Below are 23285 nucleotides of genomic sequence, written 5' to 3' on the forward strand. Positions count from 1 at the left end.
CTTTTTTTAAAGTCATTCTTTTCTAACATTAAAAACAATAACTAAAAGTTAATTGTAATGATATAGATTATTGGATTTAAAAAAAACATTGCTGATGCTAAGTTATATTTAATGAAAAGTTTTAAAGCCGATTACGTTTTCCCTGTTTGTGCCGATCCTGTAAAGAATGGAATTGTTACTGTAGATGATTTTGGAAAGATCGTATCAGTTACTGACGACAATTCACCCCCAACACAAACACCTATCGAAACAGTAAGCGGTATAATTGTGCCGGGCTTTATAAATACACACTGCCATACTGAGCTTTCGCACATAAAAGATAAAATAAGTGCCGGTGGTGGGCTGATCAATTTTATAAAAGACATCCTCTCTTTCAGAAGCGCCGGGCCGGGCGAAATATTGGAGGCAGCACAAGCAGCCGATCAGCAGATGTTTGATAATGGGATAGTTGCCGTTGGCGATATTTCTAATAACAGTATCACGGCACCCATCAAAGCAAAAAGCAAGTTATATTATCATACTTTTATTGAAATATTGGGGTTTTTGCCTGCAAACGCCGAGGAACTTTTTAATAAAGCCCTTGCTACGGCCGAAGAGTTTAAACCGCAATCAACATCAATAACCGCGCACGCGCCCTATTCGGTATCGAAAGAATTATTTAAGCTGATCAAACAGCATAGCGAAACCGGTACTAACCTGCTAAGTATCCATAACCAGGAGTGCGAAGACGAGAATAAATTTTACCGCTATAAATTAGGCGGGTTTATTGACCTTTATAAGCATTTAGGGGTTGATATTGGTTACTTCAGGCCGCAGGCACGTAATTCCCTGCAATCAATTATCCCGTTGTTAACCAATCGGCAAAAGGTATTGCTGGTACATAATACTTGTACCAACTTAAAGGATATTTATTTTATCAAACGGTTTGATCGTAAGGTAAACTGGTGCTTTTGCCCTAATGCCAACATCTATATTGAAAAGCGTTTACCCAAAATAGAGCTTTTTATAAACCAGGGATTCAATATTACCCTGGGTACCGATAGCCTTGCATCTAACAGTAAACTGTGCATTTTAAGCGAAATGCGCACTATACAGCAGCACTTCCCGTCTATCGGTATTGATACCTTGCTAAAATGGGGTACCATTAACGGTGCGCAATTTTTAGGTATTGATGATGAAAAAGGAACTATTGAGGCTGGTAAAACGCCCGGACTTAACCTTATTACCGGTATGGACGGCTTTAAACTAACCCCCGATACAAAGGTTAAAAGGCTGGTTTAATAATTGATTAGGTTGATTGCGTTGCATTACCTTATTTTTGTATCCAATAAATATAAGGTGTGTGCGTTTTTATAATGCATTCACCGGTAAACATAATCAACCACTTTCCAGTTAAATGAAACATCTTGATATTACGGTAAAGGGCAAAGTACAGGGCGTATATTTCAGGGCCGGTGCAAAAGCCGTTGCCGACCAGCTTGGCGTAAAAGGTATTGTAGCAAACCAGCCCAACGGCGATGTATTTATTGAGGCCGAAGCTGACGATTTAATGATGGAAATGTTTTTGGATTATTGCCACGAAGGCGCCGAACATGCTGTTGTAACCGGTGTTGAAACCCGTGAAGGCGAATTGAAAAACTATCGTAATTTTGAGATAGTAAAAAAGAGTTTATAAACCATTTTATCCTCTCTCTGATTGTCAACTGCTAAAAAATTTGCCGGACAAACCGCATTATATGGTATAAGTACCATAGCCGGTAGGGTGCTTGGTTTTTTCCTAACCCCGATATATACGCGTACATACGCCACAAAAACCTACGGTATTTTTGGTAATATGTTTAGCTATGCTTCAATGCTGAACGCCCTGCTTGCATTTGGTATGGAAACTACATATTTCAGATATTTGAATAAACATGCTGATAACAAACAGGCGGTTTACAATAATACATTCGGAGCAATATTAAGTATAGCGGTAGTGTTTTTCCTGCTTACCTTCCCTTTTGCTGGCAGCATAACCAATTGGATCCGCGTTGATAATACTACGCCAGTAGATCAGTACATATTATACACCAAATATTTTATTGGCATTTTAATTTTTGATGCCCTGTGCGTGATACCTTTTGCGAAGGTACGTGCCGATGGCCGGCCGGGGCGTTATGGTCTTATAAAACTGGCTAACGTAGTAATATTTGTTGGGTTAAACCTGTTTTTTATATACGCTGTCCCTTTTATTATAAAGCATAATTTACCGGGTGTTAATCTTATTACCCCATGGTTCATAAAGGGTTGGCTGGGTTACGTTTTTCTGTCAAATTTAATTGCCAGTATTGCTACCTTTTTAATGCTGATGCCCGAGTTGTTACAGCTGAGGCCAAAATTTAACCGCGCGCTTTTTGCCGAAATGCTGATATATAGCTGGCCGGTTTTGATAGCCAACTTCTCATACCTGGTAAATGAAAATCTTGATAAAATTTTATTAGGTAAATTATTACCCGAAGATGTAAGCGCTACACAAGTTGGTATTTATACTGCCTGCGCTAAAATATCTATCTTCCTTAGCATTTTTGTAAATGCATTTAGGCTTGGAGCCGAACCTTTCTTTTTTAGCCATGCCAAAAATAAAAATGCAACGCAAACCTACGCACGTATCATGACATACTTTGTAATTGCCGTATGCCTGATCTTCGTGGCACTGGTAGCAAATATCCAACTGCTGAAATATTTTATAAAGGGTAAGGATGCAGAGCAAACTAATTTATATTGGTCAGGTATACAAGTGGTCCCTGTATTATTGTTTGGTTATGTAAGCCTGGGTATTTATATGAACTTATCTGTTTGGTATAAACTTACCGATCAGACCAAATATGGATTATACATATCTGGCATAGGTGCTTTGCTTACAATCGTGCTTAACATTATTTTTATCCCTTACTATGGCTACATAGCTTCGGCTTGGATCTCATTAGCTGCTTATGCCAGCATGATGATCATGTCGTACATCTGGGGGCAAAAAAATTATCCTATCCCGTATGATATTAAAAAGAACCTGACCTATATTATATTATCAGCTGCACTCGTTTATATATCGTTCACAGTTTTTAAGCGCAATATATTTATTGGCAATGGCTTGTTAATACTGTTTGGATTGGGCGCGTTGTACACCGAACGTAAAGAACTAAAAGCTATCTTTAACAGATAAAAGCATTGGGCAGATAAATGAAATTAGCCGCAGCCATTATATTACTTACAGGGGTATCATTTACCTGCCTGGCGCAAAACAAGCCGGGGAAGGCTAATAGTGCCATAGTAAGTGCCGCAAAACCAATGACAGCCGCCGATAGCGGTATGGTAAAACAACTCTTCTTTTCGGCCCTGCGCGAAAAAACGGTGGAGAACACCAAACTGGCTGCCGAGCTTTTTAACCGCATTTTGCAGATAGACCCCACAAATGATGCCACTATGTTTGAGTTGGCTAACCTGGAGAAAGCGCAGAATAACTACCCGGTTATGCAAAACCTGCTGGAGCGGGCAGTTACTGTAAACCCTAATAATGAATGGTACTGGATAGCCCTTGCCGGTAGCTATGAAAAAAGCAACGACCTGGATAAGCTGGAGAATGTTTTTAACGAACTTATTCGCCTTGACCCAAGTAAGCCCGACTACTATTACGATAAGGCCAACGCCCTGTTCATCCAAAAAAGGTACGACGAGGCATTGGCCATGTATGATAAAGTAGAAGAACTTGCCGGCCCAAGCGAAGACCTGCTGCTTAATCGCCAAAAAAATTATATCAGGCAGGGTAATATTAAAAAGGCCATTGCCGCGCTTGATGAATTAATATTGGTTAACCCATTACAGGTAAAATATTACCTGATGCAAGCCGAGATATACAACACCAATAATTTAAATGATAAAGCACTCGCGGTATTGCAAAAAGCAAAAGCGATCGATTCGAAAAACGGGTTGATACATCTGGCGCTTTCAGATATCTACCGCGAAAAAAACAACATTGAGGCAAGCTATGACGAATTGATAGCAGCTTTTGCTATTCCCGACCTGGACATCGATCAAAAGATCAGGATAATTTTGGGCTATGTTCCTAAATTCCCCGATGCAAATGCAAAGGCCAGCGCGCTTGAACTGAGCCGCATCCTCACCGTTGCACATCCTGCCGAAAGTAAAGCATTTGCCATATACGGCGATATGCTGCTGCAAAGCGAAAAAATAAGTGATGCCAAAACAGCCTATAAAAAAGCCATTAGTTTAGATAACCAGGCCTACAGCGTGCAGGAGCAACTGGTGAGGATAGATCTTGGCGAAAACGACCTGGACGCAGCCATTAAAGATGGTGAAAGCTCACTCTCGTTTTTTCCTAATCAGGCATGGATGAATTATATGGTAGGTGTGGCCTGGCAGCAAAAACGCGATTATAACAAAGCCATATCCTATTTACGCACAGCCACAGTTTTAGAAACGCAGGACAAAGACCTGCTTTCGCAAAGTTTTTCGGCCCTGGGCGATTGTTACCACTCACTTGGCGATAATAAAAGCTCGGATAGCGCCTATGAAAAAGCCATCGCCATAAACCCTGATAATGCGTTTACACTGAACAATTACGCCTACTATTTGTCGTTAAGGAATGAACGCTTAGAAAACGCGGCGCAAATGTCAAAGCATAGCACCGACCTGCAGCCCAACACAGCATCGTTTGAAGATACGTATGCCTGGATCCTGTTTAAGCAGAAAAAATATACCGAAGCTAAACTTTGGATAGAAAAATCACTCCTACATGATAAAGGAGCCAGCGCCACAAAAACAGAACATTATGGCGACATCCTGTTTTTTTTAGGAGATACCGACGGCGCCCTGCAAAACTGGACAAAAGCAAAAACGCAGGGTGGTAAGTCGCCGGTTTTAGAACGAAAGATAAATGAAAAGAAATATTCTGAATAAAATAGCCGTTGTTTTTTGCATCCTGGCACTGGTTGCCTGTAAATCGAAAAAGCTGGTTGTTGTAAACCGCCCTACCACCGCAGTAGATTCTGCCGCAATTAATAAAGAGAATAGTATTCATGCAAGGCTGGCTGCTATCCAGTCGCAGCAGGTTTCGTTTAATACCTTCTCGGGCAAGGCAAAAACCAAATTGGATATAAACGGCAACAGTAATGATGTTACGCTAAACATCCGCGTAGCGCGCGACCAAAAGATCTGGATCTCGGTAACCGCTATTATTGGTATAGAAGTAGCCCGTGCGCAAATCACGCCCGATAGTATTATTGTCGTGAACCGGTTGCAAAGTGTTTATCTTAAGAAACCGTTTAGCTATGTGTACACCTATGCCAGCAGGCAAATTACCTTTAAAACACTGCAAGCATTACTGGTTGGCAATGCCATCCCCGAGGTGCTGAACAGCAAGCCTGATTTTGATGCCGAGGGTAATAATACTGTACTAAGCGGCACTTTGCAGGATCTGGTATACAAGCTTTTGTTAGGCCCTGATATGAAAGTTACGCAAACCAACCTGTCAAACCAGTTTGGTGGTAAATCCTTACAGGTGGCCAATAATGTTTTTATACAGGCCGATAACCGGGTTATCCCTTCGCAGATAGATATTTCATCAACAGCGGGCGATAAAAAGATCAGGTTAAACCTGCGTTATACACAGGCCGAGTTTGATAAGCAACTCGATTATCCTTTTAGTATCCCAAAAAGTTACGAACCTGCTAATTAAATTATATTTTTGGTGAATGAAATTTTTTAGAGCCGCATTATTTCTTGTTTGCGTATTTGCAGCTACCGGTGTTTTTGCACAAAGCAGTGCCGAGCTTAAACGCAGGCGCGATAAATTAACCGATGAGTTAGAGCAACTTAACCGCGAGTACCAGGAAACGGCAAGCAATAAAAAAGTATCATTAAAACAGCTTAACATACTTAAAGCACAAATAAACCTGCGCGAAGAAAAGATAACCAATATCAATTCAGAGGTAAGAAACTTAGATAATCAAATCTCTGAGAGCAATAATACCGTACGTAGTTTACAAAGCCAGTTAGACCAGCTTAAAAAAGAATACGCAGGCATGGTTCTTTTTGCTTATCGTAACCAAAGTGCCTACAATAAACTGATGTTTATTTTTGCATCAAAAGACTTTAACCAGGCATACAGGCGTTTAAAGTATTTACAGCAGTTTGGTACTTATCGCGAGCGGCAGGCCGGTTATATACAGGGCACACAAAAAGATCTGCATGTTAAGATAGTTGAGCTGGATAAGAACAAAAAAGAAAAAAGCGACCTGCTGCAAAGCCAGGAAAAAGAGAAAGAAGAGTTAGGAAAAGCTAAAAATAACCAGGTAAAAGTAATTACCGACCTGTCTAAACATCAGGGAGAGCTAAAGCAGCAGCAAAAAGACGTACGTAAAAGGATAGCTGCGGCTAACCGCGAGATACAGAATACGATAAGGCGCGAAATTGAAGAGTTAAGGCGCAAGGCCGAAGCAGAAGAGAGGGAAAGGGCCCGCATAGCCGCCGCGAAAGCGAAAGCCGAAAACCGTGAGGTAGTAGCCCCAACCAAAAAAGCGATAACCAAAAACTCAACAACAAGTGAGATCTTGAACTCGACACCTGAAGCGGCTAAACTGTCTAACGACTTTTTAGGCAACAGGGGGCGTTTGCCATGGCCGGTAGCAACAGGCCAGTTAATTCATGGGTTTGGTAGCTATAAAGAAGATGGTATAAGCATTGATAACACCGGGTACGAGATAAGGACCAATAATGGGGCACCGGTTAGGGCCGTATTTGACGGAACGGTGAAAACCATTGTTGATTTAGGCGGCAGTTATTTGGTGATCATTATACATGGGGAGTACTTTACATCTTACCAGAATTTAAGAACGGTTAACGTTACTAAAGGGCAAAAAGTAAGTACTAAACAAACTATTGGTACTGCAGCGCTTGATCAGTTATCGGGCGATGCAACCATCATATTCTCTATCAATAAGGGCAGGGATTCGGTAGATCCTAAAATGTGGCTTGCACCAAATTGATTTTAAACCTTATAGTACTAATTGTTTATATTTGTAACCTTAATTTATAAAAGATGTTAAGTTCAGTGCTTTTATTTTTGAACATAGGTAGCGGTGAGATGATTTTGATCCTGTTTGCTGCTCTAATGCTTTTTGGTGGTAATAAGCTGCCTGAGCTTGCGCGCGGGTTGGGTAAAGGTATTCGCGATTTTAAGGATGCATCAGAAGATGTTAAACGAGAAATAAATAACCAGATAAACAATTACGAAGAAAAGAAACCCGAAAAAAAGGAAGAAGTTGCGGCTGAAATACCAGCCACTACCGAGCCTGAGCATACTTATGAACCGGTAGAAGGTACCATAGCTGCGTATAAGGGGTATATTGCCGGTGCCGATGCTATTGAAGAGCCGGAAGTGGCTAAAACAGCCGAAGATGCTACTTATGAGCATAATGCGGAAGTAGAGCATCCCGAAGCAGAAAAAGTACACAGCCCTATCAATTTAACCAAAACAGAAGAAGAACCGGTTAAAAAAACTGCTGAAGAAGAATATAATAAAAACAAAAATATTTAACATAACATAAAACTTAAAAATCATGGGTGGATTAGGCGCACCAGAAATCATTCTGATCATCGTTGCAATATTAATTATGTTCGGCGGTAAAAAAATTCCTGAACTAATGAAAGGATTAGGCAGGGGCGTTAAAGAATTTAAAGACGCGCAGAACGGTGAAAGCAATACTGCAAATACTACTACTACAGAAGATAAAACCAAGGTTTAATTTTCTGCCCTTTTATTGTACAGCTAAACTTTAGCTGTTTAAACGTGTAAACTTATCTGTTGAAATAGTTATGCTTCAACGGATAAGTTTTTTATTTTAGGCCCATGGCTAAAAACTATACCTCTTATATAGAAATTAAGAGCGGGTTGAAAAGTGGGGAGATCACGGCTGAAAGCCTGGTAAAAGGTTACCTTCAGCAGATAAAAACCAACACACATTTAAACGTGTTTAACGAGGTTTTTGAAGATGAGGCACTTGCCTCTGCAAAAAAAATTGATGCACGCATTAGCAACGGCACTGCCGGTAAGCTTGCCGGGATGGTTATCGCTATTAAAGATAACATTTGCTATAAAGGGCACAAGGTTTCCGCATCATCCAAAATTTTAGAAAATTTTACATCTATATATTCAGCAACTGTTGTTGAGCGCTTGCTTGCGCAGGATGCCATTATTATTGGCCGCTGTAACTGTGATGAATTTGCTATGGGCGCCGCTAACGAGAATTCGTTTTTTGGCCCGGTAAAAAATTATGCTGATGTAACCCGTGTTTCGGGTGGTTCATCGGGCGGCTCGGCAGTGGCGGTACAAGCCGGCATGTGCCACGCCGCTCTCGGTACAGATACAGGTGGTTCGGTAAGACAACCCGCATCGTTTTGCGGGGTTGTCGGTTTAAAACCTACTTATGGCCGTATCTCGCGCCATGGTGTAATCAGCTACGCCTCGTCATTTGACCAGGTAGGCCCGTTAACCAAATCAGTATCAGATGCGGCATTACTGCTTGAGGTTTTATCCGGGGTAGATGAATACGACAGCACGCTGTCGCAACACACCGTACCTGCTTCTGCCGATCTCAAAAAAGAAACAGGTAAAAAAAATATCGCCTATTTACAGGAAGCCTTATCAAGCCCGGGTGTTGACGCGGATGTAAAAGCCACCCTTACAACTTACATAGAAAAACTGCGTGCCGATGGCCACACGGTAAAGCCTATAACATTTGAATACCTTGAATACCTGGTACCAACTTATTATATATTGGCCATGGCCGAGGCTTCATCAAACCTTGCCCGGTACGATGGTGTACATTACGGCTATCGTAGCCCCAACGCTACCGACCTGCAATCAACCTACAAACTAAGCCGGTCCGAAGGTTTCGGTAAGGAAGTGAAACGCCGCATTATGCTGGGTACGTTTGTACTAAGCGCCGGGTATTACGATGCGTATTATGCCAAAGCCCAAAAAGTGCGCAGGCTTATCCAAAATAAAACCAACGAGATTTTAAAAGACTTTGATTTTATACTGACACCCACTGCGCCCGAACCTGCCTTTGCGCTTGGTGTAAAAGAAAAAGACCCTGTGGTTACTTACCTGCACGATATTTTTACAGTGCAGGCCTCGTTGGTGGGCATGCCTGCCATTTCGCTTCCGGCAGGCAATAACAATAAAGGTTTGCCGTTAGGGTTACAATTATTAACTAAAAGTTTCGACGAGCAGGCGCTGCTTAATTTTTCCGAATATTTTATGCAGCTATAATTTTATTGTGGTGAATTAAATTTTGTGGATAATACTAAAAAAACATAGAGTGTTTTAACCTCTTAAGTTTTACTTGTTTTCATTTGTATTTAATGATATATTCACTTCGTTAAAAATATTTACCTGTCACAATGAAAAAACTTTATCCTAAGCAACAGTGCTTTTTTAAGCTATGTATTGTATTACTTATCGCAGTTGTTGCTGTAATTTATGGTTGCCGTAAGGATATTTCCAAGCCTGGGGATAATCCCACTGCAACTATTACCGATCCTAAAATTGCCAAAGCAAAAAGCTGGTACGAAACTAACTACTCAAAACCCGGAGTAAAACCTTCATCGCAAAACACCAATGCCGTAGGCGATGACTTTGACCTGAGCCAATTTTTTAGTCCCGACTGGACAGCAGCCAAAAACTATACCCGCTTTAATGACGATGTTATAGAAATGCCGGTGGATGCCGCTTCGGCAATAGGGCTTAAAGTGGGTTCTGCATCGCAAAGTAACAGCCGTAGTTCGGTATTGATATTAAAGCGGGGCGATACTTACAAAGCCTATGTAATGACGATTGTTGGCTACCCCGAATATCTTAACGCCGATACATCAAAACTGGCGAATAACAGCTATGGCAAGCACGACGCTAACTTTAGCGGTATGGTATACTATACCACCCCGCAGGGCGAATTTGTAGACGGCTATACTTACAAAAACGGCGTTATTAAAGGGCAATTAGTAGATAACTATACTGCTACAACTACAGGGGGGCAGGCCATACAGAGCATAACCCCCAACTCGTACCAGGCAATTCAGGTTTGTACGGCATGGTACCAAAAAGTTGGCGAAGTTTGGGTATACTTAGATACACAATGCCATACAGAAGTTATTGAAGTGCCTGATCCAAGTACCCCTCTGCCACCAATTACCCCACCAAGTAGCGGTGGCGGCGGCGGCGGAGATTCACCAGGCAACCCGAATCCAGATTGTCCCCCGGGCAGTACGATACAAAGCGTAAAAGGCGGTAATGTTATCAACACCTTAAAAATAATGTTACGCCCGCCGGGCGATGGTGGTTTCCCGCCACCTGGTGGAGGAGATAATCCATGTACAATAAAACCGGTTGAAGACCCTTGTGATAAAATTAAGAGACAAAAAGCAAATGCTGATCTTAAAAGTCAATTAACAGATTTAAAAAACAAACTTAATCTTAATTATGAAGCGGGATACGTGAAATTATCTAATTCCGCTCCACAGTATATAACAGGAACACCAAACACCCTTTCATGGAATGCGCCACAATTAGCAACTATTGTAAACGGTTCAATGGAGTATATAAATCATAATCACTACACAGCCCCTCAGTCATTGTCAACCTTTAGTGAAGATGATATAAAGGCGTTTTATCAGTATATTCATTATAATAAAGTAGTTAATGAAAATACGTTTACATTTTCGGTTGTTACCAGCCAAGGAATGTCGTATTCTTTAGTATTAAATGATAAGCAAAAATTCGATTCGTTTTATAATACCTATTTTTCAGACGCTATTGGTCAAAATCTTTTTAATGGCCTTTATAATAGTTATATTAGTGCAACAAATTCGCCAACAACTAATGAAGCAAATTTACTTTCAATGGTAAACTTACTTAATATGGGAGTGTCAGTAATGAAAGGCAATACAGATTTCTCGAATTGGGTCGTTTCGTCGTATGACCCTATAACTAACACCATAACCTTTAAAAATTGTAACTAATATGAAAACCCTTTTAATAATATTATCAATCATATTTTGTGGCTGTGCAAATGCACAAATAAAAACATTAGACTTAAATCATGGTAAATATCTTGAAAATTCGTTTAAGGATGATTTTTTAGGTAAATGGAAAGCCAATAAAAATGATTTCAAGGTCAGTATCAGTAAAGAAAAAAAGCATATTAAAAGAGGAACTATGGATGTTTACATAGATTTCTTAAATATCAGGATCACACATTTTTTAAGCAACGGGGTACAAGTAGCTAATAGATTTACTTCGGAAATGTCCTTAATCTCTGTTGGAAATAGCGACAGCTTTACAGGTACTTTTAGAGATACAATATCTGGAAACAATATTAAAATAAACTTAAAACGTATAAATAGTAATGAACTTTTGTTTACTGCAAGTCTACCCGAAATAGATTTTACAAACCATCCAGAAAATGGCACTATTTTTCCAAGAAAAGTAAATTTAGTAAGGGATTAATTTACGGGGTCACAAAATGTCTCTTTTGCCGCGAGCTTTTAGCTCATGGTGCACATAACAATAACAATAAAGGTTTGCCGTTAGGGTTACAATTATTAACTAAAAGTTTCGACGAGCAGGCGCTGCTTAATTTTTCCGAATATTTTATGCAGCTATAATTATTTAATATATTAGTAAATAATTGTCAGAAAACTTTTTTTGAGAGTTTACCCTAAAATATGAAGAGACTGTTTCCTTTTATTATTTGTGCATTATTTATACAAATAGTTAAAGCAGATACCAAAGCCGTGTTTAATATGGCACCGGCAGATATAGTGCAGCAAGATACTAACGTGCTTTTGCCTGTTATACAGGCGCCGGTATCTATTTACCAAAACAATATTTTTAAACGCCGGCTCGATTCTATTCAGCACGAAGTGCCGTTAGATTATAATGGTTACGTACAAGCTTATATAGACAATTATATGCGCCGCCGCGATGAAATGGGCCGCATGTTGGGCTTATCCAGATATTACTTCCCTATTTATGAGAAAGCGTTTCACGATGCAGGTATCCCCGATGAGATCAAATACCTGTCGATAGTAGAGTCGGCGCTTAACCCGAATGCTATTTCGAGGGTAGGGGCAGCTGGTCCGTGGCAGTTCATGTCAGAAACAGCCAAGATCTACGGCCTTAGCATGACCGATTATGTTGACGACCGCCGCGACCCTATCCAGGCAAGCGCTGCCGCTGCTGCATATCTAAAAGATGCTTACCTGCAATTTGGCGATTGGCTGCTGGCCATAGCATCATACAACTGTGGTAAAAGCAACGTGTTGCACGCGCTTGAGCAAACCGGCACACACGATTACTGGTCGATCCGCGAACTGCTGCCTGCCGAAACACGCGGTTATGTGCCTGCATTTATCGCCATAAATTATGTGATGAAATATCACAAATACCATTACATAGTTCCGCAAACGGGTAATTTAGCTATTGTTACCGATACCATTATGGTAAACAAGTTTGTATCGCTAAACCGCGTAGCACAGGCACTGGGTATGCCATTAAAGGATGTTTGTACGTTGAATCCATCTTACAGGCAGCAACTGGTAAACGGTACAGCCGCCATTCCGCGCCGCATAGTTATCCCTAAAATTGATAAAGAGCGCGATAATATTTTGCGCAATGCCATAGCCGATTTAAATGCGCCTATACCGGTGCTAAGGCCAATACAATATGTGGCAATTGTACCACCACCGCCGCCAATGCCTGTTAAACCGCCGGTAATGGCCGTGCAGCAGGCCGTTGTTGAGGGTAAAGTGGTTGCCCCAACTATACATACTACAAAAAAAGGCGAAACACTTACCAGTATTGCCACCATGTATGGTGTAAAGGTTGAGCAATTGATGCAATGGAACAGGGCCTTAGGTAATAATGCAACACTGCCGCTATTGCCGGGCTTAGCTGTTAATATAGGCAGGGGATAAAGATATTTTTGTGAAGCCCGGTTTTGATGTATTTCGAGACCGGGCTTTTTTTATTAGCCACTTCAGGAAAACTAATTGTAATTTTGGGGGCTGAATTATTGAGACCATGAACAAACCCAATCGTAAACAGGACGCCTTAAACTATCACTCCAAAGGCCGCCCCGGTAAAATACAGGTAGTACCCACAAAGCCTACCAATTCTCAACGCGACTTAACTTTAGCCTATTCCCCTGGTGTTGCCGAGCCATGCCTGCGTATAGCCGATAATGTTGAAGATGTATATAAATACACCGCTAAAGGCAACCTGGTAGCGGTTATCAGCAATGGTACGGCGGTACTTGGCCTGGGCAATATTGGCCCCGAAGCCAGTAAACCGGTTATGGAGGGTAAGGGCCTTCTGTTTAAGATCTATGCGGATATTGATGTGTTCGATCTGGAGATAAACGCCAAAACGGTTGATGAATTTGTAAATATTGTAAAGGCGCTTGAGCCAACTTTCGGGGGTGTTAACCTCGAAGATATATCTGCCCCAACCTGCTTTGAAATTGAGCGCAGGTTAAAGGCCGAAATGAAGATCCCGGTGATGCACGATGACCAGCACGGTACGGCAATCATATCGGGCGCGGCGTTGATGAATGCCTGCGAGATACAGGGGAAAAAACTTGACAAAATAAAAATGGTTGTGAACGGTGCCGGCGCGGCAGCTGTGTCATGTACAAAAATGTACCTTTCTCTTGGGGTAAAAAAAGAGAACCTGGTAATGTTTGATATTAATGGGTTATTGACCCCTAATCGTACCGACCTGGATGAAATGCGCCTGCAATTTGCCACAAACCGTAAAGATATTACCACCCTTGCCGATGCAATGAAAAATGCCGACGTATTTGTTGGCCTATCGGCAGGTAATGTGGTTACACAGGCAATGCTGGTAAGCATGGCTAAAAACCCAATTGTTTTTGCCATGGCCAACCCCGAGCCGGAAATAACCTACGATTTGGCTACAGCCGCACGTAAGGATATTATTATGGCCACCGGCCGTTCCGATTATCCTAACCAGGTTAACAATGTATTGGGTTTCCCGTACATTTTCCGTGGGGCGCTTGATGTAAGGGCTACTGCCATAAACGAAGAAATGAAGATAGCGGCGGTAAAGGCAATTGCCGAGATGGCTAAAAAGCCCGTACCCGAAGCCGTTAACTTAGCATATAATATTACCAACCTAAAGTTTGGGCGCGATTACATCATCCCTAAACCTATGGATCAGCGCCTCATCACCGAGGTGTCTTCGGCAGTTGCAAAAGCGGCCATCGATTCGGGCGTTGCCCGCAAAACCATCACCGATTGGGATGCCTATAATGAGGAGTTACTATCACGCTTAGGTAACAACAATAAGTTGCTGCGCGACATTACCAATAAGGCTAAACAGAACCCTAAACGTGTAGTATTTGCAGAGGCTGATACTTATAAAATACTGCGTGCTGCACAAATTGTGAAGGATGAGGGGATTGCCACACCAATTTTATTGGGTAATGCAGAGAAGATAAGGACAATAATGCGCGAGAATGAGCTTGATTTGGGCGATGTACAGATTATCGATCCAAGAATTGAGACCGAGCGAACGCTTGAGTTTGCGCAATTCCTGTTCAAAAAACGCCAGCGTAAAGGGGTAACCTTGTTCGAAGCTAAAAAACTAATGATGGTTGACCGTAACTATTACGGCGCTTGCATGATCCACTTTGGCGAAGCAGATGCCTTAATATCGGGTTTAACCAAAGATTATGCAACCACCATTAAACCGGCCTTGCAGATAATAGGCACCGAAGCCGGTGTAAACCGTGTGGCTGGTATGTACCTGATGATAACCGAAAAGGGGCCTGTGTTTTTTGGTGATACCACGGTAAACGTAAACCCATCGGCACAGGAACTGGTAGATATTACCGTATTGATGGATCGCTCAATAAAACAATTGAACATCCAGCCGCGTATAGCAGTATTGTCATACTCTAACTTTGGTTCTAACGCCGGCGATATACCCGAAAAAACGAGGGAAACGGTACGTATCCTTCATGAAAAGTATCCGGATATGATTGTGGATGGCGAAATGCAGGCTAACTTTGCTTTAAACTCATCATTGTTAGCTGATAACTTCCCGTTCTCTACTCTAAGTGGCAAACCCGCCAATACATTAATATTCCCGGGTTTGGCATCTGGTAACATTGCTTATAAGCTATTACAGGAAATTGGCGGCGCTGAGGCTGTAGGCCCTATTTTGCTGGGTATGAAAAAGCCGGTGCACGTATTACAATTAGGCAGTTCTGTTCGCGAGATAGTGAACATGGTTACCATTGCCGTAATAGATGCGCAGGTAAAGTGCGCTGAAGCCAAACCATCAAAAGCTAAAAAATAACCAATGTACGATTATATTGATGGTAAACTTGCCTTTAAAGGCGCGGCGCATGTAGTAATAGATGCCGGCGGCGTTGGCTATCATATTAATATATCATTAAACACCTACTCGCAATTACCCGAGGGCGAGCGTTGCAAACTTTTTGTTTGGCTGCACGTAAAAGAGGATGCACACACCCTATATGGCTTTGCCAGCGAGGGCGAGCGCAGACTTTTCATGCATCTTATATCTATATCAGGCATAGGGCCAAATACCGGGCGTATGATGTTGTCGTCTATAACCCCCGCCGAGATACAGGCGGCTATTGTGCAGGGCAACGTGGCAGCCATACAAAGGATAAAAGGGATCGGCCCAAAATCGGCCCAACGTGTGATTTTAGAACTGCAAGACAAGCTTAAAAAAGAAGGCCCTGATACGCTTACCGTAATGCCAGGGTTAAAAACGGCAAAAGATGAAGCTCTTTCTGCCCTTGTAATGCTTGGATTTGTTCGTAACGTTGCAGAGAAAGTATTGGAGCTGGAAATAGCTAAAAATACCGGGGTTTTAACTGTAGAACAATTGATTAAATCTGCATTAAAAAGCTTATAATTACTTTGCAATAAATAACACGCTTGATTAAAAATTTTACTACCAGGCTTTTTGTAGTTATACTCTTTGTATCTGCTTTAAGCGGGGTGGGAAAGTTATACGCACAACAAACACCGGTTCAGCCTACGCAAACCGGTCAGCAGTTCCCTACGCAACAGCAACCGCAATTTCCAAATCAACAGCAGTCACAGTTCCCCAATCAGCAACGTACAGGGCAACAATCACAGCAAGCCACTAATCAGCAGCAAACGCAGTTCCAGCAGCCCGGCCAGCGCCCGGTAGCAACAAAGCCGCAGCAAACTGCGCCGGTTGCCGCCAAGGCAGATACCGGTAAAAAACTTGGCCCCATCAGTTTAACTGAGCCAATGAGCAAAAGGCAGCGCGAGGGGATTTTTTTTATCGACCCTCCGGGATTGATACGTACAGTTGAATATGATGCCGCTACAAATAAATATGTTTTATATGAACGGTTAGGTAACCTGCTTTACCGTGCGCCACAATATTTAACCTTTGGCGAATATTTAATGCTGATGCAAAGGGGCGTAAAGCGCGAATATTTTAAACAACTGGCAGATAACTATGCCTATGAATCACAACAGCCGGGCTTTATACCGCAGATGAAGATAAGGAGCAAAACTTTTGAACAGATCTTTGGCAGCTCAAATATCAACATACGCCCGCAAGGGTCGGCAGAGGTGATCCTGGCCGGGCAGGTCAATAAAAACGAAAACCCGCTGTTTAATACCCGCCAACGTAACCAGTTTAACTTCAATTTCGATCAGCGGATCCAACTGAACGTTACCGGTGATATTGGCGATAAATTAAAGATCACCACAAATTATAATACCGAGGCGCAGTTTCAGTTTGAGAATCAGATAAAGCTTGATTACACGGGGCATCCGGACGAGATCATCCAAAAGATAGAGGCGGGTACGGTTAGTATGCCGTTAAATACCACACTTATATCGGGCAGCCAGGCCTTGTTTGGTGTTAAAACCAAGCTAAAGTTTGGTAAGCTTGATGTAACCAGTATTTTCTCGCAACAGCGGTCGCAGGCAAAAAATATCACCATAAAAAACGGCGCGCAGGAGCAAAATATCAACATCACCGCTGCCGACTACGAAAGCAATAAACACTTTTTTTTATCGCAGTACTTCCGTAATAACTATAACAGGGCGCTGGCTAATATCCCTATTATCAGCTCTAACATCAACATTACAAAAATTGAGGTTTGGACAACCAACCGTACCAACGTCACAACCGACTCGCGCGATATACTGGCATTTTTAGATTTGGGCGAAAATAAACCCTTCAATACCTCAGTTGTAACAGGTGGTACAAGTGCTTACCCTGCAGGGTTTAAAGGCCCCGGCTTTCCGCAGCAATCAAATAACTTGTTAAATGTGTTGCCTGCCACTGCGCGTAATACTAACTCAAACGATGTGGCCAACCTTTTCAGGACCACGCGTGCTACAGATAACTACGCCAAGCTTACCTATGCCCGTAAATTAACCGATAAAGAGTTTACCCTGCACCCGCAATTGGGTTATATATCATTAAATTATCCTTTAAATAACGATGAGGTTTTGGCTGTTGCTTATCAGTACACCGTAAATGGTGTGCAGTACCAGGTGGGTGAGTTCTCGAGCGACAGGGCGGTTGACCCCGGCACCCCCACCGTTTTATTTACCAAATTATTAAAAAACGAATTACTTAAAACTGACCTGCCTACCTGGGACCTGATGATGAAGAACATCTACTCGTTAGGCGCGTACCAGATAAGCTCAACAAATTTTAAGTTGAATGTATCCCGTTTGGATGATAAATCGGGCATCGAGAAAACCATTATGGACGAGGGGCAAAACACCAAAAGTAAACGCTGGATGCAGCTTACAGGTGTAGATAACCTGGATCAACAAAATGATAAACGCCCGGATGGGTATTTTGATTTCTTGGAAGGTATCACCATCGATTCGCAAAACGGGCGCATTATGTTCCCGGTACTGGAGCCCTTTGGCAGCGACCTGGCTAAACAGTTTATCCCATCAGAAACCGACCTGGTGGCCCGGTATGTTTATCAGCCGCTTTATGATTCTACAAAAACTATCGCGCAGCAATTTTTTCCTAAACTAAACAGGTATTTAATAAAGGGTACCTACACTTCGCAAAGCGGATCGGAATACCAGTTGAATGCAGTTAACATCCCGCAAGGGTCTGTTGTGGTTACGGCCGGTTCGGTTAAACTACAGGAGGGTAATGATTATACTATTGATTACAGTGCGGGCCGTATCCGTATATTAAACCAGGCTTTGCTGGCATCGGGCCAAACCATCAATGTTAAGTTAGAGAATAACGAACTTTTTGGCGTACAGCAAAAATCATTGTTCGGCACCAGGCTTGATTATCATTTAAATGATAAATGGGCATTGGGCGCAACCATGATGCATCTTACTGAGCAGCCCATAACGCAAAATGAAATTGCCGGCGAGGAATCTATCTCAAATACCATCTGGGGTTTTGACGCTAACTATAGTTCGCAATCAAGGTTTTTAACCCGTTTGGTTGATAAGCTGCCATTTATACATACCAAGGCGCCATCAAGCATAAACTTTAGCGGCGAGTTTGCCCAGTTACTACCGGGTAGCCCCGGCGCATTGAATTTTGCCGGCTCAAAAAACGGTACTTCTTACCTGGACGACTTTGAGAACAGCCGTTCTGTTATCGATATAAAAAGTGCTATCAACTGGCAAATATCCGGCACACCGCAAATGTTTAGCGAGTCGGCCAATTTTGATGACCTAAGCTACGGCTATAACCGCGCCCGCTTGGCCTTTTACAACATCGACCCAATATTTTACACCAATTCGGGCTCTGTTAATGTATCGCGTAACGAGCTTTCTAACCATTACGTAAGGCAGGTTATAGAGCAGGAGGTGTTTCCATATAAACAATCAACCACCGGCCAGCCGTTAAGCTTATCAACCCTTAACCTTGCTTTTTACCCAACCGTGCGCGGGCCTTATAACTTTACCACTACAGGCCTTAATAATGATGGCACATTGCAGAACCCCAGGAACCGCTGGGGAGGGATGTTCCGTAAGTTAGAAACCAACGATTTTGAATCGTTAAACGTAGGATATATAGAGTTTTGGATATTAGACCCGTTTATTTATAAACCAAACTCAACAGGGGGCGATCTGTACTTTAACCTGGGGAGTGTATCTGAAGATATATTAAAGGATGGCAGGAAAAGCCTGGAGAATGCTTTACCGGTTGATGGTTTAACCGCCGATAAGGTGGATGAGACCAACTGGGGGCGCGTATCAAAATTGCAGCCGGTTATTAATGCTTTTGATAACGACCCCAATTCGCGCAGGCTGCAGGATGTTGGTTTGGACGGACTGAATGACGACGGCGAAAAAGTGAAATTTGCACCTGTTATACAACAAGTGCAAGGCCAGCTAAACCAACAAGCCGCCGCCGTTTTTGCCGCCGATCCATCATCGGATGATTACCGTTATTACCAGGGCAGGGAACTTGACCAGGCCGGTGCCGGTATATTAGAACGCTACAGCCGTTATAACGGCACGGAAGGCAACTCTAAAACGGCCGAACAATCGCAGGCAGAGCTTGGGATCCAAACGTCGGCATCAACATCATTGCCCGACGGGGAAGATATAAACCGCGATAATAACATGAGCCAAACGGATGAGTATTTTCAATACAAGGTATCTATAAGGCCGCAGGATATGGTGATAGGGCAAAATTATATTAATGATAAAATAACCACTGCTGTAAAGTTGCCAAATGGCACCACTGAGGCGGTTACCTGGTACCAGTTCAGGATCCCGATAACCGATTACCAAAGCAAAGTAGGGAACATACAGGATTTTAAAGCCATCAGGTTTATGCGGATGTTCATGACCAATTTTGCCGATACATCTGTTTTGCGTTTTGCCACACTGCAACTGGCCCGCAGCGAATGGCGTACTTTTAACATTGAGAATAACCCGCTTAACGTAATTGCCGATCCGGCCATCACCAACCCTGTAATAGATGGGTCTACCCTTGATGTGCAGGCGGTTAATATTGAAGAGAACGGTAACCGCACGCCTATACCTTATGTAGTGCCGCCGGGCATTAACCGCCAGCGCAACTACAATAACCTGCAAACAGATACCAAGCTTAACGAGCAATCGCTATCGTTAAATGTGGCCAACCTGCGCGATGGTTACTCAAGGGCGGCGTTCCGTACCTTCTTTAATGATTTGCGCGCATACAAACGCATCCAGATGTTTATACATGCTGAAGGCGAGAATTTAAAAGATAAAGACCTGAATGGTTTTGTACGCCTGGGGGTTGACTACCAGGATAACTATTACGAATACGAGGTGCCTTTAACTATAACCCAACCCGGCACCCGCGACCCCGGCGCTATATGGCCTGCAAATAACGAGCTTGACCTGCAACTTTCATTGTTGGTTGATGCCAAACTTGCGCGTAACAACGCCAAACTAAACGGGCAGCCGTGGCCGTTCACCATCCCTTTTGTGTATACAGACGGACTTAATAAAGTAACCATTAAAGGGCAGCCCGATCTGAGCCGCCTGCGTACCATTATGCTGGGTGTGCGTAACCCCCTAAAAGGTACCGGTGCAAGTAATGACGATGGTTTAAATAAAACAGGTACGGTTTGGTTTGATGAACTGCGCTTAACTGATTTTGACCAGCGTGGAGGCTGGGCCGCAACAGCAAGGGTAGATGCCGCCCTGGCCGATTTTGCAAACATAACCGTAGCGGGCAGTAAAAGCACCATTGGTTTTGGTACGCTGGATTCGAGGGTGGGCGACCGTAACCGAAGTGATAACCAGTCTATCGATGCATCTGCAAGTGTGGAGCTGGGTAAGTTTTTCCCTGAGAAAAGTGGTATTCGCATCCCTGCTTATGTAAATATCTCAACCCAGATAAGTACGCCGCAGTATGACCCCGGGTCGCCCGATGTGGAGCTGAAAAAGTCGCTTGCCAACGCGCCAACCAGCCAGGCACGCGACTCGATAAAAAATGTAACAAAGGATTTTACCACGCGCAAAAGCATCAACTTTACCAACGTACATAAAGAGCGCACCAATCAATCAGCACCGGTGCATGTGTGGGATATTGAGAACTTTGCCGCCACATATGCCTATACCGAGTACCAACACCATGATTTTAATGTTGAGAACGATTTTTCTAAAACATACAGAGTAGCGTTAAGCTATAACTATAACAAGGAGCCCAAATATTACACGCCTTTTGCCAAAATTATTAAAAGCAACTTGCTTGCCCTGGCACGCGATTTTAACTTTAGCATCCTGCCGTCGCGGTTAAACTTCAGTATTAGTTTCGATCGTTTCTACTCAGAGAACACCCTGCGTAATAACGACCCGAATAACTTTATACCGATACCAACATCGTTCAATAAAAACTTTAATATAACCCGGGTTTACGGGATAGGATGGAACCTGTCGAAAGGGTTAACGCTGGATATCGACGCGACTAACCTATCGGTTGTGGACGAGCCTGCTGGACGTTTAAACGGACTAAAGCGCGATACCCTTTGGGAAAACCTTTGGAAACTGGGCCGAACCACAAACTATAACCACACTATAAACTTAAATTATACGGCACCTATAAACAAAATACCGGGGCTTGACTGGACCGCCCTTACCGTGCGTTACAGTACCAATTTTAACTGGCAAACCCAGCCCGAATTTGCCATTAATGATCCAACTTATGATGTGGGTAACAGCATCCAGAATGCGCGCACCATACAGCTAAACCCTAACCTTAACTTTGCTAATTTTTATAATAAGTTTGGCGCGCTGCGTAAAGGCAAAAATGAAAAGACAGGCGCCGCTAAATTCTTTTTGGGAATTTTAACCGGAATAAAAAATATAAGTGGTACGTACACCCGTACCGAGGGAACTTTCCTGCCGGGTTACCTGCCGCAATCAAACTTTTTTGGGCAGGATGTTAATTACAATGCGCCAGGTATAGGCTTCCTGTTGGGCAGCCAGGCCGATCTGCGTGCCAAAGCGGTAGCAAATGGATGGATCACAAAAGACACCCTGCAAAACCAACTGTATATAAAATCATTTAATGAAGATATCCGCCTGCGTAGCATTATAGAACCAATAGCCGACCTGCGGGTAGAACTCATAGCCTTTAAAACGCAGGACCGTAACTATCAAACCAATTTTAAATACCTTGCCAGTACCAATAGTATAGAAAACCTAAGCCCGGTAACTACGGGTACTTACAGTATCTCGTACATGTCGCTTGCTACTGCGTTCGCAAAATCAGGGGGGGTAAATAACACTTCGGCTACATACCAAAAGTTTTTAGAGAATCGTGCCATTATCTCCCAAAGACTGGGGCCTAAAAACCCTAATTCGGGTGGGGCAACCGGCGGCTTTGCCGATGGGTATGGCCCTAATGCGCAAAATGTATTGGTGCCAGCTTTCCTGGCGGCTTATGCGGGCAAAGATGCAGGCTCGGCAAGTACAAACCAGTTCCCCAAAATACCCATACCAAACTGGCAAATATCATATGGTGGTTTAGGCAAGCTGCCATTCTTCACAGATCTTTTCGATTCATTCGATCTGAAGCATGGCTACCGGTCGTCATATACTGTGGGTAGTTTTACTACTTTGTTGCAATACCAGGAAGCCAACGGTGCGGCAATTTCAAGGGATGCCAATAATGATTTCCTGCCTTTTTACCAGTTTTCGCAGGTGGCCATATTTGAGCAATTTGTACCCTTGCTTGGTGCTGATGTGCGTTTCAAAAACAGCATGACGGCCAACTTTGAATACCGCAAAACCCGCTCATTAAACTTAAGCTTGTTAAATAGCCAACTGGCACAGCAGGAAGAAAATATTTTGGTTTTTGGGTTTGGCTATCGCCCTAAAAATTTCAGGATGCCATGGGGGTTATTCGGCACCGGTAACCGTACCGATAATGATATAAACTTTAAACTTGATGTAGCCGTACGTGATAACAAAACATTGATTTACCGTGCCGATGTAGCAGCGGCTGAAGTATCATCGGGTGCAAAAAATATCACCATGCGTCCCTCTATTGATTATGTGATAAATCAGCGTTTTAATCTTAACCTGTTTTACGATAGTAATATTACCAAGCCGTATACCTCGCAGTCGTTTAATACATCGTTTACCAACTTTGGTATTAATTTAAAGCTCTTGTTGCAGTAAGATAATCC

The 23285-nt window shown here is 42.7% G+C and carries 15 protein-coding genes; all 15 read left to right on the top strand.

Features of this window, described 5'->3' with window-relative positions; all coding sequences use genetic code 11:
• The first annotated feature begins 111 nt into the window (after positions 1 to 111).
• A complete protein-coding gene (locus IDJ75_RS16965) occupies positions 112 to 1281 on the top strand; it encodes an amidohydrolase family protein (RefSeq protein WP_191176845.1) in 1170 nt (389 codons plus the stop codon).
• 115 nt (positions 1282 to 1396) lie between these two features.
• The gene (locus IDJ75_RS16970) at positions 1397 to 1675 is read left to right on the top strand and encodes an acylphosphatase (RefSeq protein ID WP_191176846.1); all 279 of its coding nucleotides are present in this window, start codon (positions 1397 to 1399) and stop codon (positions 1673 to 1675) included.
• Positions 1676 to 1696: 21 nt separating this feature from the next.
• Entirely contained in the window at positions 1697 to 3199 is a 1503-nt protein-coding gene (locus tag IDJ75_RS16975) for an oligosaccharide flippase family protein (RefSeq protein WP_191176847.1), read from the top strand.
• Positions 3200 to 3216: 17 nt separating this feature from the next.
• The gene (locus tag IDJ75_RS16980) at positions 3217 to 4953 is read left to right on the top strand and encodes a tetratricopeptide repeat protein (RefSeq protein WP_191176848.1); all 1737 of its coding nucleotides are present in this window, start codon (positions 3217 to 3219) and stop codon (positions 4951 to 4953) included.
• On the top strand, positions 4931 to 5731 hold the full coding sequence (locus tag IDJ75_RS16985) for a DUF4292 domain-containing protein (protein ID WP_191176849.1): 801 nt from the start codon (positions 4931 to 4933) through the stop codon (positions 5729 to 5731). The genes IDJ75_RS16980 and IDJ75_RS16985 overlap by 23 nt, the downstream gene beginning before the upstream one ends.
• Before the next feature lie 16 nt (positions 5732 to 5747).
• On the top strand, positions 5748 to 7040 hold the full coding sequence (locus tag IDJ75_RS16990) for a murein hydrolase activator EnvC family protein (protein WP_191176850.1): 1293 nt from the start codon (positions 5748 to 5750) through the stop codon (positions 7038 to 7040).
• 53 nt (positions 7041 to 7093) lie between these two features.
• Positions 7094 to 7591, top strand: a complete 498-nt coding sequence (locus IDJ75_RS16995; protein ID WP_191176851.1) for a Sec-independent protein translocase subunit TatA/TatB — start codon at positions 7094 to 7096, stop codon at positions 7589 to 7591.
• A 22-nt stretch (positions 7592 to 7613) separates the two neighbouring features.
• A complete protein-coding gene (locus tag IDJ75_RS17000) occupies positions 7614 to 7799 on the top strand; it encodes a Sec-independent protein translocase subunit TatA/TatB (RefSeq protein ID WP_191176852.1) in 186 nt (61 codons plus the stop codon).
• Positions 7800 to 7903: 104 nt separating this feature from the next.
• Positions 7904 to 9328, top strand: coding sequence for an Asp-tRNA(Asn)/Glu-tRNA(Gln) amidotransferase subunit GatA (gene gatA / locus IDJ75_RS17005; RefSeq protein ID WP_191176853.1), 1425 nt, complete (start codon positions 7904 to 7906; stop codon positions 9326 to 9328).
• A 131-nt stretch (positions 9329 to 9459) separates the two neighbouring features.
• The gene (locus IDJ75_RS17010) at positions 9460 to 11073 is read left to right on the top strand and encodes a hypothetical protein (protein ID WP_191176854.1); all 1614 of its coding nucleotides are present in this window, start codon (positions 9460 to 9462) and stop codon (positions 11071 to 11073) included.
• A 1-nt stretch (position 11074) separates the two neighbouring features.
• Entirely contained in the window at positions 11075 to 11560 is a 486-nt protein-coding gene (locus tag IDJ75_RS17015; protein ID WP_191176855.1) for a DUF6705 family protein, read from the top strand.
• Between the two features lie 218 nt (positions 11561 to 11778).
• A complete protein-coding gene (locus tag IDJ75_RS17020) occupies positions 11779 to 13029 on the top strand; it encodes a lytic transglycosylase domain-containing protein (RefSeq protein ID WP_191176856.1) in 1251 nt (416 codons plus the stop codon).
• A gap of 106 nt (positions 13030 to 13135) precedes the next feature.
• Complete coding sequence (locus tag IDJ75_RS17025) at positions 13136 to 15436, top strand: NADP-dependent malic enzyme (RefSeq protein ID WP_191176857.1); 2301 nt, start codon at positions 13136 to 13138, stop codon at positions 15434 to 15436.
• A gap of 3 nt (positions 15437 to 15439) precedes the next feature.
• Entirely contained in the window at positions 15440 to 16024 is a 585-nt protein-coding gene (gene ruvA, locus IDJ75_RS17030; RefSeq protein WP_191176858.1) for a Holliday junction branch migration protein RuvA, read from the top strand.
• An 86-nt stretch (positions 16025 to 16110) separates the two neighbouring features.
• Complete coding sequence (gene sov / locus IDJ75_RS17035; protein ID WP_317173792.1) at positions 16111 to 23277, top strand: T9SS outer membrane translocon Sov/SprA; 7167 nt, start codon at positions 16111 to 16113, stop codon at positions 23275 to 23277.
• Positions 23278 to 23285 lie beyond the last annotated feature (8 nt).

This window comes from Mucilaginibacter rigui (assembly GCF_014773275.1).
Classification (GTDB): domain Bacteria; phylum Bacteroidota; class Bacteroidia; order Sphingobacteriales; family Sphingobacteriaceae; genus Mucilaginibacter; species Mucilaginibacter rigui_A.